Source organism: Phocaeicola sp. HCN-40430, assembly GCF_037890285.1.
GTDB lineage: Bacteria > Bacteroidota > Bacteroidia > Bacteroidales > Bacteroidaceae > Phocaeicola > Phocaeicola acetigenes.
Genome location: NZ_JBBKBS010000087.1, coordinates 1 through 373 on the forward strand (window position 1 = coordinate 1; position 373 = coordinate 373).

At 59.5% G+C, this 373-nt stretch carries 1 protein-coding gene; it reads right to left on the reverse strand.

Annotated features, from left to right (window positions below; all coding sequences use genetic code 11):
- Positions 1–373, reverse strand: a 373-nt coding sequence (locus tag WKU26_RS12715; protein WP_340322325.1) for an NAD-dependent epimerase/dehydratase family protein, incomplete at both ends; no start/stop codon positions are given.

The following is a 373-nucleotide window of genomic DNA, read 5'->3' on the forward strand; positions in this document are numbered from 1 at the left end:
GGTCAGCTTCCGCATGGTACCGTCCGGTTTTGAACTGTCCCAGCGCAGTTCCCCCCTGAAGCCTATTTCCTTCATGATCTTCTCCGCCACCTCACGGATAGACACCTCCTTGCCCGTACCCACGTTGATGTGGCAGTTGCGTATCTCCTTGTCCCCTTCGCGGTACGTATCCCTGAAGTCCACGTTCAGCAGCACATGCACGCTGGCATCCGCCATCTCCTCGCTCCACAGGAACTCACGCATCGGCGTACCCGTACCCCAGAGCATCACCGCCTCCGGTGTGATACCGAACTTCGCCAGCTTCTCCAGAATCACCCCTTCCGAAGCCGTACCGTCCACACCTTCCACCGGTCTCAGGTCCAGGTCCTTGCGC